The organism is Pseudomonas sp. GW821-FHT09H03, from assembly GCF_059415945.1.
Genome location: NZ_JBWKOF010000004.1, coordinates 164,248 through 179,082, shown reverse-complemented (window position 1 = coordinate 179,082; position 14,835 = coordinate 164,248). Strand labels below are relative to the sequence as shown.

At 58.1% G+C, this 14,835-nt stretch carries 11 protein-coding genes; 7 read left to right on the top strand and 4 right to left on the bottom strand.

The window, feature by feature from the left end:
- Positions 1-98: 98 nt before the first annotated feature.
- Together potE and AC07OG_RS07440 are read left to right on the top strand one after the other, a co-directional pair.
- Positions 99-1,439 carry a putrescine-ornithine antiporter gene (gene potE / locus AC07OG_RS07445; RefSeq protein WP_060542159.1) on the top strand — a complete coding sequence of 447 codons (1,341 nt, stop codon included), beginning with the start codon at positions 99-101 and terminating at the stop codon, positions 1,437-1,439.
- A 48-nt stretch (positions 1,440-1,487) separates the two neighbouring features.
- Entirely contained in the window at positions 1,488-2,393 is a 906-nt protein-coding gene (locus tag AC07OG_RS07440; RefSeq protein WP_495066611.1) for an amino acid ABC transporter substrate-binding protein, read from the top strand.
- Between the two features lie 141 nt (positions 2,394-2,534).
- On the opposite strand, the gene AC07OG_RS07435 is transcribed toward AC07OG_RS07440, so the two are convergent.
- The 4 genes from AC07OG_RS07435 to AC07OG_RS07420 all read right to left on the bottom strand — a co-directional run bounded on the left by AC07OG_RS07435 (position 2,535) and on the right by AC07OG_RS07420 (position 9,921).
- A complete protein-coding gene (locus AC07OG_RS07435) occupies positions 2,535-2,798 on the bottom strand; it encodes a hypothetical protein (protein WP_060542161.1) in 264 nt (87 codons plus the stop codon).
- A 183-nt stretch (positions 2,799-2,981) separates the two neighbouring features.
- Positions 2,982-4,529, bottom strand: coding sequence for a phospholipase D family protein (locus tag AC07OG_RS07430; protein ID WP_495066714.1), 1,548 nt, complete (start codon positions 4,527-4,529; stop codon positions 2,982-2,984).
- An 82-nt stretch (positions 4,530-4,611) separates the two neighbouring features.
- Positions 4,612-7,518 (bottom strand): sensor domain-containing phosphodiesterase, encoded by a 2,907-nt coding sequence (locus tag AC07OG_RS07425; RefSeq protein WP_495066610.1) that lies wholly within the window; start codon positions 7,516-7,518, stop codon positions 4,612-4,614.
- Positions 7,519-7,716: 198 nt separating this feature from the next.
- Entirely contained in the window at positions 7,717-9,921 is a 2,205-nt protein-coding gene (locus AC07OG_RS07420) for an OsmC domain/YcaO domain-containing protein (protein WP_495066609.1), read from the bottom strand.
- A gap of 158 nt (positions 9,922-10,079) precedes the next feature.
- On the opposite strand from AC07OG_RS07420, the gene AC07OG_RS07415 reads away from it, so the two are divergent.
- The 5 genes from AC07OG_RS07415 (at position 10,080) to AC07OG_RS07395 (ending at position 14,631) form a co-directional block, all read left to right on the top strand.
- On the top strand, positions 10,080-11,354 hold the full coding sequence (locus AC07OG_RS07415) for a peptidase MATCAP family protein (RefSeq protein ID WP_218423089.1): 1,275 nt from the start codon (positions 10,080-10,082) through the stop codon (positions 11,352-11,354).
- Between the two features lie 242 nt (positions 11,355-11,596).
- On the top strand, positions 11,597-12,277 hold the full coding sequence (locus tag AC07OG_RS07410) for a DUF3313 domain-containing protein (RefSeq protein WP_495066608.1): 681 nt from the start codon (positions 11,597-11,599) through the stop codon (positions 12,275-12,277).
- Positions 12,278-12,441: 164 nt separating this feature from the next.
- Positions 12,442-12,903, top strand: a complete 462-nt coding sequence (locus tag AC07OG_RS07405; RefSeq protein ID WP_495066607.1) for a hypothetical protein — start codon at positions 12,442-12,444, stop codon at positions 12,901-12,903.
- A gap of 427 nt (positions 12,904-13,330) precedes the next feature.
- On the top strand, positions 13,331-14,152 hold the full coding sequence (locus tag AC07OG_RS07400; RefSeq protein ID WP_495066606.1) for a winged helix-turn-helix domain-containing protein: 822 nt from the start codon (positions 13,331-13,333) through the stop codon (positions 14,150-14,152).
- The gene (locus AC07OG_RS07395; RefSeq protein ID WP_060542169.1) at positions 14,149-14,631 is read left to right on the top strand and encodes a hypothetical protein; all 483 of its coding nucleotides are present in this window, start codon (positions 14,149-14,151) and stop codon (positions 14,629-14,631) included. The genes AC07OG_RS07400 and AC07OG_RS07395 overlap by 4 nt, the downstream gene beginning before the upstream one ends.
- The last annotated feature ends 204 nt before the right edge of the window (positions 14,632-14,835 follow it).

Here is a 14,835-nt window from a genome sequence, read left to right as displayed (position 1 = left end):
GTCTATCTGAACAAGCATCAAGGCTAGCCCCGGCCTGGCGATCAGTAGCAACGCGCCAGGCCGAGGGCCAATAACCTGAACAGGGCAAGGAGTTTGCGATGGCAGATTCAAGCAAGAAAATGGGTCTGATGGGGCTCACGACGCTGGTAACGGTCAACATGATGGGCTCAGGCATCATCATGTTGCCCACAAACATGGCGCAACTGGGTGCGGTTTCGCTGTTGTCGTGGATTTTCACGGCAATCGGCTCCATGGCGATTGCCTACTGCTTCGCTCAATGCGGCGTGTTCTGTTCGCGTTCCGGTGGCTTGTCTGCCTACACGGAAGAAGCTCATGCCAAGTCGGGGTTCTTCCTCTGTTCGTACCTGTACTTTCTCTCGCTGGCCATCGCCAACGTGGCCGTGGCCATCTCGGCGGTGGGCTACATGACCGCGTTCGTACCCTGGTTGGGCACCGGCGCCATCCCGCTGTGCATTGGCACAATAGGTTTGATCTGGGTGACCACCTTTGCCAACTTCGGTGGTCCCAACATCACCGGCAAGATTGGCGCTTTCACGGTGTGGGGCGTGATCATTCCGGTAGCGGGCCTGAGCATCATCGGCTGGTTCTGGTTTGACTCCAGTGTCCTGGCTGCCGCCTGGAACCCGAACAGCCTGCCAATCTCCGAAGCCATCTCCAAGGCCATCCCCCTGACCCTTTGGGCCTTCCTGGGCATGGAGTCGGCGGCACAGGCGACCGATGCCGTGGAAAACCCAAAACGCAACGTGCCGCTGGCGTGCCTGTTCGGTACCCTGGGTGCGGCGGTGGTGTACGTCCTGTCTACCACCGTCATCCAGGGCATCATCCCCAACGAAGAACTGGCCAACTCCTCGGCGCCTTTTGCGCTGGTCTACGCCAAGATATTCAGCCCCATGGTGGGCAACATCGTGATGGCCCTGGCGGTCATGGCCTGTGTCGGCTCGTTGCTGGGCTGGCAGTTCACCCTGGCCCAGACCGCCAAGATGACCGCTGACCAGAACCTGTTCCTCAAGCTGTTCAGCAAGGTCAACTCCATGAACGCGCCCGTGGTCGGCATGATCGTGTGTGGCGTGTTGCAGACCGCCATGGCGCTGTCGACCATCTCGCCTGACGCGGCGGCGCAATTCAGCAAGCTGGTGAGCCTGGCGGCCGTGACCAACCTCATTCCTTACCTGACTGCGCTCACCGGCTTGCTGGTGATCATGCACAAGGCTGGCGTCGCGCCCGGGGTGTACACGCGCAACGTGGTGGTGTTGCTGATTGCGGTAACTTACTCGCTGTACGCCCTGTATGCCTGCGGCAAGGATGCGGTGATGGGGGGCACCCTGGTGCTCGCCTTCGGCTACCTGCTCTATGGCTTCCTCGCCAAGCGTTTCGTTGACGCACCAGACGCTAGCCAAGCCAGGACCGGCAATGTTTAGGCATGCCAGACGGGACTGCACAGACATCTGTAAACGGGGAAACAGGACATGAACGCACCTTTTGCAAAAACCACCCGCTTGTTGCTAACCCTGATGTTCGCCGCGCTACCGATGGTGGCCGGCGCCAACACCCTGGAGCGCATACGCACCAGCAATACCTTTAACCTTGGCTACGTGCCGGACCTGGCGCCGTTCAGTGTCCAGGACGGCGACAAGGCCAGCGGTTATGCCATCGACCTGTGCCTGAAGATCGCCGACAAACTCAAGAGTGAACTGGACCTGCCCGACCTGCAGGTGCACTACCTGCCCGTCACGGTGGCCGACGAGACCAGCGCAGTTAAACTGGGCAAGGTCGACATACTCTGCACGCCGACCGCGCCTACCCTTGAGCGACGCAAGTCGGTCAGTTACTCGATCCCGGTGTACACCGCCGGGCTTTCGGTCCTGGTGCGCAAGGACGCCGCCGAACCGTTGCTCAACGTGCTCAACGGGCAGGTGGCCTACAGCGGTCCGACCTGGCGGGCTACGGTCAATCGCGGGCTGGCCAACAAGACCTTCAGTTCCATCGAGGGTGGTGTGACCGAAGACTGGATTCGCGTTCACATGCGCTTGCTCAACGTCATCGCTTCACTGGTGACTGTGCCCAGTGTTGAAGAAGGTGCAAGGCTGGTGGCCGAGCACAAGGCCGATGCCTTCTTCGCCGAACGCATACTGCTGAAGAACCAGGTGGCCAAAGGCGGCACCAACGATGACCTGATGGTCCTGGACCGCATCTTCGAGTACTCGCCGGTGGCCATGATCGTCGATCGCAATGACGAAGACTTTCGCCTGCTGGTCGATACGGCACTGAGCGAGGCTTATCGCCTCGGCGCCGTCGAGCAAGGCTACGACAAGTATCTGGGAGGAATCAGCGAGCCGCTCAGAAGACTGTTCCGGGTGTATGCCCTGCCCTGAGATGCATGATCCAGAGGTCACTTGCGGACCGCATCCGGACTCTTCTCTCCCTGGGCAAGAGTCCGGATGGCAGCAAGCCGTTGGCAATCATCGCTAGCGCTTGAGCCCCGGCAGCCAGGTGCAACCGGGGATCACTGACTGTCAGTATTTGATATCCCGAGCCGTATCGCGGTTGTCCTGCTTGGTGTCGCGCTTGTCCTGGCGGCAGTCGTTTCGGCTCTTTTCATCACCCTCTTTGCATTCTTCCTTGACCTCCCTGGCGGCATCGCGCCCTTCCTGCTTGGTATCGCGCGATTCCTGCCGTTGATCGGCCTGGTCGGTCGCGTAGGCCGGCAGCGATACCCCGTACACCCCAGCCGTGATGGCCAGTGTCGCCAGTGCAGTCATGTAAAGGCTGCGCATCATGATTTACTCCTGTTCAAGTGTACTCAATCACTCGATGTCCCCGTTCAATCGCACGAAACCCAAAACGATCATCCTGGGGGTGAGCTTTAACGATAGACGATGTAGGCCTCCCCACAAGGCCGGCAAGGTCGGGGGCCGTTGTGCTGGCTGACTGCCCGATGATCTGCAGGCACAGGCCTGGATCTAGAGCATTTTCTCCAGGCCGACCTTGTCGCTGAGCCAGGCCTTGAAGCTGCGCCATTTGCCGCCGGGCTCCTTGTGCAAGGTATGCAGGCGCCCATCGTCTTCGGCGATCCAGACGATTTCGCCGTTTTCCAGGCGAGCCTGGTAACTCACGGACGGGTCCATGCCTTCCAGCGCCAGATCGCGCATGTAGCCGGCCAGTTCAGGGCTGTCGACCAGCACGCCGACTTCGGTGTTCCACAGTACCGAACGCGGGTCGAAATTGAAGGAGCCGATAAACACCTTCTGCTTGTCCAGGATCATGGCCTTGGTGTGCAGGCTGGAGTCTGAACCACCACTGAAGCCACGGGAAGAACCTCCGCTGGGGTCGTCCGGCTGCAGGCGCAACTCATAGAGCTTCACGCCATGTTCGAGCAAGGTCTTGCGATACGGCGCATAGCCACCATGCACCGCCGGAACATCGGTGGCTTCCAGCGAGTTGGTCAACAGGCGCACATCGACGCCGGCATCGGCACGACCGGTGAGGTAACGCAAACCCTGCTGTTGCGGGACGAAATAGGCCGAGATCAGGATCAGGTCCTTGTTGACGCGATCAAGCTCCGGTCGCAGCTGCGTAGCCATCAACAGCGCACGGGCCGGTTCGCCGTCGGCCAGTACCTTGCTAGGGGCATCCCACATCGCCTTGCCGTGGGCCCAGATCAATTCCTTGCGCCACTTCTCGAGCTGGGGTTTTGTGCGGTAGGTCATGAGATGGTTATACAGAGCCTGGTTCTCGATACGCGTGGACTGCAGCGATTGCTCCAGGCGCTGGCGGCTCTGTTGCAAGTCATCGGCGGTTGGCTTGTTGAGCACGAAATCACTGATCTGCTGGCTCAGGGCGCTGTTCCAGTACTGATCGAAGCTGTGGCCCAACTGCTGCGCGACCGGACCTATGCACAGCAGGTCCATGTCGGTGAAGTTGCGATCGGGCTTGGCGTCGAAGTATTCGTCTCCCAGGTTGCGACCGCCAATGATGGCTGCGCTGTTGTCCGCCAGCCACAGCTTGTTGTGCATGCGCCGGTGCTGCTGGGAGAGGTTCAGCAGACGGCCCATGGTTCGGGTCGCGATGGTGCTGCGCCCCAGATGCAAAGGGTTGAAGACACGCACCTGGATGTTGGGGTGCACGGCCAGCGTCGCGATGACCTCTTCCTGACCGTCGCTGGCCGTGTCATCGAGCAGCATGCGGATCCTTACACCGCGATCGGCCGCCAGCAGCAACTCACGCACCAGTGCCCGGGTACTGAGGCCGTTATGTACGATGTAGTACTGCAGATCGATGCTTTTCTGCGCATTGCGGATCAACTCGGCGCGCGCGCGGAACGCTTCACTGCTGTTGGGCAACAGGCGAAAACCCGACCGCCCCTCATGCGGCGCGGCCTGGGCCTGGATCGAGCGCCCGAACGACGAATCGGTGGCGGGAAGCGCCTCGCTATAGTCGTGAGGCAAGCGCGCAGTGGCACAACCGGCGAGCAGCAGTGCGAGCAATATGGCGGGGAAGAACCGGGACATGGGCAAGGGGTTCGACCTGATAGGCACACTTTATTCCAGTAAAGCCCGGTTCAAGCGCAGCGTGTCGATATTTTCCGAAAACTCAACGCTGCCTGGTGACGTCCAGCGTCGTCGCCAACAAAGCCTCCAGTCCCATCGGCTTGGCAAAATAATAACCCTGGGCCTGCTCTGCGCCCATTTCACGCAGCAATACCAGGGTTGCTTCATCCTCGACACCTTCGGCCACCACGCTGAGGTCCAGGGATTGGGCCATGCGCACAATCGCCCGGACGATCGCGCGACTGCGCGAACTGCTGGTCAGTTCGAAGATGAATGACTTGTCGATCTTGAGACCGTTGAAACGGTACTGATGCACATAGCTCAGGGATGAAAACCCGGTACCGAAGTCATCGAGTACCACCGACATGCCGTTGTCAGCCAATTGCTGCATGGTCAATCGGGCAATGGCCGGCTCCGCCACCAGCGCACCTTCGGTCAATTCCAGGCAAATCCGCGACGGCTCGACCCCGTGCTGGGCCAGGAGTGAAAGCACATCACCGGCGAAATCCGGACGGGTCATGCTGTAGCTGGAGCAGTTGACGTGCACAGGCGGCCAGTTGGCGTGCTCGGGTCGAGCGAGAATTGCGGCAATGCTGGCAAGCATGTACAGGTCCAGTCGACCGATCAGGCGCAAGCCCTCGACATCCGGCAAAAACTCGCCCGGCGCTATTACCCGGCCACCCGGCTGATGCCAGCGGATCAGTGCCTCCAGGGCCAATACTTCGCCGGTTTCGACGCTGACAATCGGCTGGAAATACGGCAGCAGTTCGTCCGTACGCTTGAGCGCGTTGCGCAAGGCCCCTTCCCGCTCGACCTGATCCGAGACTTCCCGGCGCACCTCCTGGTTGAACACCGCATAGCTGTCGCGTCCGGCACTCTTGACCCGGTACATGGCCGCGTCGGCATCGCGCAGCAAGTCGGCCGGTTCCTGATGAAACTGTGTGTCGGCGCTGACGATACCGATACTGCACGAGGAAAAAACTTCGTAGCCATTGATGAAAAACGGCAGGTCGAACGCCACCAGGATCCGCTCGGCGATTTCGATCATCACCTCCAGCGGCGCTTCGGGAGCGAGCACCGAAAACTCATCGCCGCCAAGACGCGCCAGCATGTCGGTATCGCGCAAGCAACCGCGTAAACGGTGGGCGGCCTGCATCAGCAGCAGGTCGCCAAAATGGTGACCAAGGCTGTCGTTGACCATCTTGAAACGGTCGAGGTCGATGAACATCACCGCCAGGTGCCCGCCTTCGCTGCCGAATCGAGACCAGGCGTGATTGAGGCGCTGTTGCAGGTAAGTACGATTGGGCAGCCCGGTCAGCGCATCGTGGGAGTTTTCGTGCTGCAACTTGGCATTGGCGTGATCGAGTTCGCGGGTGCGGCTCTGCACCCGGGCTTCGAGCTTTAGGTTGGCGGCATGAATCGCTTCGGCGGCGGTGCGACGCGACAGCGCCGTGTCAATGTGCCGGGACACGAACGTCAGCAGCTCCTGGTCGCGCAGGGTATAACGCACCTGCGAGGTATAGCTTTGCACCGCCAGCACCCCCCGCACCACATCGCCATCAAACAATGGAATGCCCAGCCAGGAATTGGACCGGACATACTCATCGGCCAGTTCGATTTCACTGTCTGCTGACAATCGCTCTGCTTTTGCGCTATCAATCAGGCAGGGACGCCGCTGACGGATAACGTACTCGGTCAACCCCCGGCGGCCACGCCGTGCCGCAGGACATGTCGTCTGCCGCTCATCGACATAATAGGGGAAGGTCACTTCACCGCTCGCGTCATCGAACAGTGCGATATAGAAGTTGCGCGCGAACAGCAGCTCACCAACGATGCCATGCAAGGTTTGAAACAGCTCGGCCATGTCGCCGGGCTGGCTGGACAGTTCAGCAATCTGGAACAGCGCGCTCTGCAGATGCTCGGCGCGCTCGCGGTCTGTCACTTCCTGCCTCAATGCATAGTTGAGTGCCGAAAGCTCCAGGGTGCGACGTACCACTGTCGCTTCCAGGTCTTCGCGGTGCAGAATCCGGTCCAGCGCCATGGCCACGTGGCGAGCCACCACCAGGAACAGCGCGCGGTCTTCGGCACTGTAGGTACGCGAAACGTCGTAGACCTGCATGGCCAACATGCCAAACACCTCATCGGAGGCGTTTTTCAACGGTGCGCCCATCCAGAATTCGGGACGATCACCCACGCAGTAGAAGCGCTGCTGGGCCTGAGCCTCGAGAATCCCGGCGGAGTCGATGAGCAACGGCTGGCCAGAGGTCAACACCTGCCCGGTCAATGACAGGTGCGAAGGGTCAAGGAATTCATAGTGCTGGGACTCAACGGCATCAACGTCGATGATGTCGACGTAGTACGGGTAATCAATCTTGCCGGTGTGGGGGTCGTACAGCGCGAGATAGAAGTTCTCGGCATCGATCAGGCTGGCGAGCAACTGGTGAACCCCCACCAGGAACACCGATCGGTCGCGGGTCGAGCTGGCCAGATAGGTAATTTCGTACAACACACGCTGAGTGATCTGCGCACGGGCAAGGGTATTGGTCTGGACTTCAATGCCCAACTGCCGGGAAAACTCGGCGAGCGCCGGATCTGCAGCATCCTTGAGTGGAGCAAGTAGCCAACCGAGCTCACTTTCGCCCTTGCCGGTTGGCCAGCGGTGCAAGCACCGGCTCTGGCAAAAGGCGTCGAACTCTTCATTGGCAACGCTTGACGGCCACGGCAAACCCGGGTCGCCCTGCCCCACAAGGTTCATTAGCTCACCCGCGCGGTAAACCGCCCACGCGGTGGTAGGGACCCAGTTTCGCGCCGAGTCCAGCAATTGTTCGATCATGCCGCTGTTGCCCGCGTAGGCCATGCCGACAGAATCCGGGTTTACATTGGGTTGAGAGGAAATAACTTCGCTGGAGTTCGTTTGTCGCAGGGAGTCGGTCAATGGAGGAAAACTCATCAGCGCTCCCTGAGCCCAAAATGGCGATGCTTACTTATTGAATGATGGCGTAATACCTTCATTCTTCCCATTTAAAGCTAATAGAAGTTTTTTTCAATAGTTTTGCGCAATCAAGACCACGACCTACCGGTATGAATCTAGACGATTATCTGGCCAGCAAAACAAAAAAGCACCCGAGGTGCTTTTTTGTCAGCGCGATCACTTCGCTGACGCCACCACAGCAGCTCGCGCCTTGTGCAGTTTTTTATAGCTGTCGATCAGCCGCAGGTGCCTGTCGAGCCCTTCCAGCTTCATGCTCGTAGGCGTCAAGCCGTAGAAACGCACGCTGCCGTCCACTGAGCCGATCGCAGCGTCCATCCGCTCATTGCCAAACATCCGGCGGAAATTGACTTCGTAATCGTCCAGTTCCAGATCGTCGTCCAGTTGCACTTCCAGCACCACGTTCAAGGCCTGGTAGAACAACCCGCGCTCCACCGTGTTGTCGTTGTACTGCAAGAAGGCTTCAACCAGGTCTTTGGCCTTTTCAAACTTCTGCAAGGCAACGTAGATCAGCAGCTTCAGTTCCAGAATCGTCAACTTGCCCCAGGGCGTATTGTCGTCAAATTCGATGCCGATCAAGGTGGTGATGTCGGTGTAGTCGTCCAGCTCACTGTCTTCCAGACGCTTGGCCAGTGTTCTGAGCCCCACTTTGCTCAAGCTGTGCAGGTTGAGAATGTCGGCGCGGAACAACAGTGCCTTGTTGGTGTTGTCCCAGATCAGATCGTCGATCGGATAAATTTCCGAGTAATCGGGAACCAGAATACGACAGGCCGTTGCACCGATGTGCTCGTACACGGCCATGTACACTTCCTTGCCCATGTCTTCGAGAATGCCGAACAAGGTCGCGGCTTCCTCGGCATTGGAGTTTTCTCCCTTGCCGGAAAAATCCCACTCGACGAATTCATAATCGGAAGTCGCACTGAAGAAGCGCCACGACACGACACCGCTGGAATCGATGAAGTGTTCAACAAAGTTATTCGGCTCGGTTACCGCGTGCCCCTCAAAGGTTGGCGCAGGCAGATCGTTCAGGCCTTCGAAACTGCGGCCCTGGAGCAACTCGGTCAGACTGCGCTCCAGCGCCACCTCAAAGCTTGGGTGCGCGCCGAACGAGGCAAATACACCGCCGGTGCGCGGGTTCATCAAGGTCACGCACATCACCGGGAACTCGCCACCGAGTGACGCATCCTTGACCAGCACCGGGAAGCCCTGCTCTTCCAGCCCCTGGATACCGGCCAGAATGCCCGGATATTTCGCCAATACTTCCTGAGGCACATCAGGCAGTGCCATTTCACCTTCGAGAATTTCGCGTTTTACCGCGCGCTCGAAAATCTCCGACAGACATTGCACCTGCGCTTCAGCCAGGGTGTTACCGGCACTCATGCCGTTGCTCAGGTACAGGTTTTCGATCAGGTTGGAGGGGAAATACACCACCTCGCCGTCGGACTGGCGCACATAGGGCAGCGAACAGATGCCGCGTTGGGTATTGCCTGAGTTGGTGTCGTACAGATGGGAGCCTCGCAGCTCGCCATCGCGGTTATAGATGTCCAGGCAGTACGGGTCGAGTATTTCAACCGGCAGCGCATCGCCAGCGCCTGGCTTGAACCAGCGCTCGTCCGGGTAATGCACAAACGCCGCGTTGGCGATCTCTTCGCCCCAGAACTGATCGTTGTAGAAGAAGTTGCAATTGAGGCGTTCGATGAACTCGCCCAGGGCCGAGGCCAATGCGCCTTCCTTGGTCGCGCCCTTGCCATTGGTAAAACACATCGGCGAGTGCGCATCGCGGATATGCAGCGACCATACGTTGGGCACGATATTGCGCCATGAAGCGATTTCGATCTTCATGCCCAGGTCGGCCAGAATGCCCGACATATTGGCGATGGTCTGCTCCAGCGGCAGATCCTTGCCCATAATGTACGTGCCTGCATCCGAAGCCGGGTTCGGCATCAGCAATGCCTGGGCATCGGCGTCCAGGTTTTCCACTTCCTCGATCACAAACTCCGGTCCGGTCTGCACGACCTTTTTTACCGTGCAACGGTCGATGGAACGCAGAATGCCCTGGCGGTCCTTGGCCGAGATATCCGCCGGCAACTCGACCTGAATCTTGAAAATCTGGTTGTAGCGGTTTTCCGGGTCGACAATGTTGTTCTGCGACAGGCGGATGTTTTCCGTTGGGATATTGCGGGTGTCGCAGTACAACTTCACAAAATAAGCCGCGCACAGAGCCGATGAGGCCAGGAAGTAGTCGAACGGACCCGGTGCCGAGCCATCGCCCTTATAGCGAATAGGTTGATCGGCCACCACCGTGAAGTCATCGAACTTGGCTTCAAGTCGGAGGTTGTCGAGAAAGTTGACCTTGATTTCCATGCGGGATTACCAGAATAACGAGCTAAGCGAATTGGCCGCCATTATCCGGCTTTTCATCCTGAAGTCTTGTCTTTCAGTGAGAAAAAGGGCCGCCATCGCCCTGTTGCGACGCACAGGGGCTAAGCTTTGCAATGGCAAAGTCTCTCAAGGAGAACGCCATGAGCGCCGCCCCGCTGTGCGAACTCGATGCCGCTCTGCCAGGTTTGGCCCGCAAGATTCGCGTGCTCGACGCCCTTTCCTGGCCCGATGGTGTCGAGCAGGCATTCCTGGCCCATTGGCGCGCCGGCAAACCACAGTTGCCCGCTGTAGAACTGCACCCGCGCGAGCACAGCGCCGACATCGCCGCCCTGGAATCCTTCATCGATCGCTGCGACGTGGGACATCCGGCCGCAAACTACCTCGCCATGACCGCACGCAGCTATGCCACGGCCGCACGCATGCTGGGCGCCATTGGAACGCCCGCTTTCACTCAATATTCCCAAGCCTTGTACCGACGCCCGGATTTCATTTACCCGAGCCTCAATCTGAGCATGCTCGACGCGGCAGAATTTTTCCTCAAGACCACCGACGCACTCCTGGGCGGTGCGCGGATTCCACCGAGCCCGGCCGACATTCCGGCTCAGGACTTCGCGGCCTGGATGCAGCCGGAACTGGACGCTTTCTTTGGCCCCGGTCAGGTAACTGTGGTGCTTGATACGACCCTGGCCGCCAAAGCCATCGCCGGGTCGAGCCGCATCCGTTTGCGTGCCAACGCCCTGTTTTGCGAACTGGACAAAAACCAGCTCTTGCAGCATGAGGCCTTTGTGCACGTCGCCACTGCACAAAACGGAGCTCTGCAACCCAATCTTAAAAGCCTCGGCCTGGGGGCGCCACGCACCACCCAGACCCAGGAAGGCATTGCCACCCTGGCCGAGTTGTTTACCGCCAGCATGGACATCAACCGCCTGCGGCGCCTGGCCCTGCGCGTGGTCGCGGTAAAACAGGCGCTCGATGGCGCCGATTTCATCGAGGTCTTTGAAGGTTTCCTGGCCGCCGGTCAGTCACAGGAGGAGTCCTTCCGCTCGAGCCAAAGGATTTTCCGCGGTGCGTCCCTGCATGGAGGCTCGGCGTTCACCAAGGACGCCGCCTACCTGACAGGATTGCTCGGCGTGCATACCCTGCTGCGTATCGCCATCCGCGACAACCGCCCGGAACTGGTAAGCCATCTGTTTGCCGGGCGCCTGAGCCTTGGGGACACCGTACGCCTGGCTCCGCTTTTCGACTCCGGATGGCTCAAGGGTCCGGTCTATCAGCCGGCCTGGGCCTCTGACCTGCGGCGTCTGGCCGCCAATCTGGCCTTCTCTGCCTTCATCTCCCGGATCAAGCTGGATGTGCTTGATCTGAAGGTACTCATGGCGTTCGCCGATGAGCATGAAGACGATGCCAGTGCCTGATCTGCACCTGGATGATCGGGATACCCCAAGCGTGTGAAGCTTGTAAGTCATCTGCCCTGATAGGCATTTACGCTTTTGTTTAATAGTTATTGAGGGTTTTTGATTCGGATTCTCCAGCCGCTGCGGCGAGCATCCGCCCCGCATATGACCGACGTGCAAGCGCAAGTTTTGCGTAGCTCGGGTCGGTACCGGGGCCAGGTTGGAACCTGAATGACAACTTTCATAACTAGAGAACAGAACACATGACCATGTCGAATAAATGGATTGCGGGTATTGCCCTGAGCTGCGTGTTTCAGGTCGGTTGTGTATCGAAGGTAACGGAACAAGAACAGTATTCCGGCTTCCTGGCCAACTACCAGGGCCTGGAAGAGCAAACCACCCCGTCTGAACAGAAGGTGCTGCGCTGGGTAGCCCCGGGGTTTGATCCCAAAGCCTACTCCACTGTCGTGTTCAACCAGGTAGACCTGTACCCGGCGCCGAAAGCGACCGAACGCGTTAACCTCAAAACCCTGCAAGATGTGCAGACCATGGCCAGCAACAGTGTCAAAAACGCCGTTGCCCCCTCCTACAAGATCGTCCCGAATGCCCAGCAAGCACCGGCCCATTCACGGACATTGATCCTGAACGCGGCAATCACCGAAGTCGGCGCCAACAACGAAGGCATGCATTGGTATGAGGCGGTACCCATCGCCGCTATCGTCGGTGCCACCCAGGCTGCCACCGGTCATCGCGATCAGACTGCCGAGTTGTATATCGAAGCCGACCTGCTCGATGCGAAAACCGGTCTGCCGGTAGCCAAGGTGGTACGCAAGGTCTTCGGCGAGACATTGAAAAATGCCAGCCAGCCAATCGCTGCCAATGATTTCAAGGCCGCACTCAACGGCATGAGCAAAGATATGCAGGCGATGCTTAACAAACAGTAACAACTGCAGGATACCCCATCACAACCGTTCAATTGCCTGTCATCCATTGTCATGGGATGGCATCACGGGCATACGGGGCATGGGGTTTCACAATGGCTATTTTGCTACACCTGCCTGATCAAATCGTCATGCCACGCAATTGCGCCTGACGGGAGTCCGACTAGATGAAAATACTGACCTTTACCTTACCGGCCGTGCTAGTGCTCGCAAGCACCAGTGCGTTGGCGGTCACCGTCGTTCCACTCAAAAACCAGAGTTCCCAGACGATCCAGCAAGACACCAGCGCCTGCCAATCACAGGCCAATGCTCAGTTCCCGATTCAGACACCAGCGCCAACGGGCGGCCGGGTCAAAGGCGCTACCACGGCCGCCGTCGCCGGGGCCGTTGCCGCTGAGTCCCGGGGCCGTCAACATGACAATGTCTATGACCAGGTCGACGACGATATCAAGCAAGACTATCGCCAGAACCGTGCGCACAGTGCCGCGGCGGCCGGCACGGTTGTCGGTGCTTCAAGACAACGTCAGGAGCGCAGAGAGAACATGGGCGCCACCGAGCAAAACATCACCGCCAACAACTCCGTTTACAGCAGTTGCCTGCAACAGCGCGGCTATAACGTTCTGCCTTGAGCCCGCCGCTTTTTGGCACCGTGAAGGCAACATCGACGCCTGTCTTAACCTTCACGCCTTCGAGCCTCGAACGCGACTAGACTGGCCACGGCCAGTAGCTCGGCAAATACGAATCAGTTCTGCCGGCAGCCGCGCTTGCGGCCCTGTCTCATGCGCCCCGGCGCCCTTGCTCGCACTTTTCGGATAGCGCAAATCACGCTTAGCGGGCATCATTACTGCCCCCGATTGAAACCCCGTGGATTACCCTTGCTTGATTCCAGTGAGATTTTTGATGGGCTGTCCCAGCATCATCTAATGGCTCCTTCTGCACCTTGCGCACTTGCCCGCACACGGCTATTCATCTCCGCCGACCAGAATGCATAGCGGTAACTCCAGCCCATCGCATCGTCTCGACACTCAGCCAGAAACACCTGAACGGAGGACTCCCATGCGCTACGCCTTCAAGTTGAAAAATGGTGCCATGGCCCTTTTCGACCCAGACACCGCTTTGCTTTCCATCACGTCACCCCATGGCGATGTACAAAGCTCCACGATAGGCCGAGCTGAATCGCGTCTATTGGACCTGCTGCTCATGGAGCCCGGCCAGACCAAAAGCCGTGAGGAGATCATCGACTACACCTGGAATGACCGCGTCGTCGCCTCCGGAAGTTTGAACCAGGCCGTCTTCTCCCTTAGAAACATACTCAATGACAGCCGGGATCACGAGATTCTGATGACGGTTCCTCGTAGAGGCTATTGCTTCAATCGTCACTACGTTGTGGATACACCAACTGACTTGCCGATGCCTACGGATAAAACGGAACAACCGGTTGCGCCCGTCGTCGAGGAAGTTGTACCCACCGCTACCGACGATGTCTTGTTGCCTGAAGAAAAGCCCGCGAAGTCAACTTACATTACAAAGATTCAGTCCCTGGGCTATGTCTTGACCCTGGGCGTGTGCGCCTTCACCGGTTTCCACTCAGGCTTCGATACACCGAAAATCGAAATTGCCAGCCTTAAACAAAACGAACTGGTCATCCATGCGGTCGCACACAGCGTGACTGAGGCTGAATCACTGCGTGATCTTACGGCGCAACAGGTGCAACAGTCCTCACCCAATCTAAAAGGCGAAGTCTGGCTGAATCTGTTTAAATCAAACTATTCCGTTTCTTGCATTCGCCCGGACATGAGCACCGCAAACCTGCAATTGAATAGCGATCAAAAAGACCTTGCCTTGATGATTCGCCAATGTATGGAAGCAACGATATGAAGCCAGGCATACCTTCAATGGCTCACTGGGTAGTGCTGGGCATTATCAACGCTGCCTGTATTTTTTCATTGATCTATTCGCCATCCTATTACATGGAAAATACGAGCTACCAGACAATCACCCGGCAGTGGCTCGAAGATTTGAATCAGCTCAACACTGAAGAATATTTGACCATCGGACATGGCCGACTGACACAAACGACGCTGGAAAGCCTGAACGGAAAAATCCGTAACGCGACTATTTCCGCGGATGTGATCCGGGAAAGCAATCATCACGTTCAGATAAAAATCAGTAACGTCAGGCTGAGCCAGGATAACGAGCTGTTCGCCATAGAAAAGACACCCGACCTCTTTTTCAGACGCCAGTACGTTCTGCAGGAAGGCGCTGTTCTGAACTATGAACTGATTCCAACCAACAATAAAAACGCAGTATGTTTTTATGTCCACGAATTGGGTCGCTTGCGCTGCATGAACCATTGAGCCTTCGCTGGCCGATGACGTCACGCCCAGCCTGATCGAGGCCCCAGGAGTCGACGAGCGCCGCCTCCCTGATGCCGATTCGACAAGAAAATAATAATTACTAATTTGAATCAGACGCCCCCGCCTTCCAAAGTCGCCCCCCTATAGCTTTCGGAGCCGCGCTGCCGTCAATCGGTACGAGGCCGGCTCCACGCTTTCAACAAT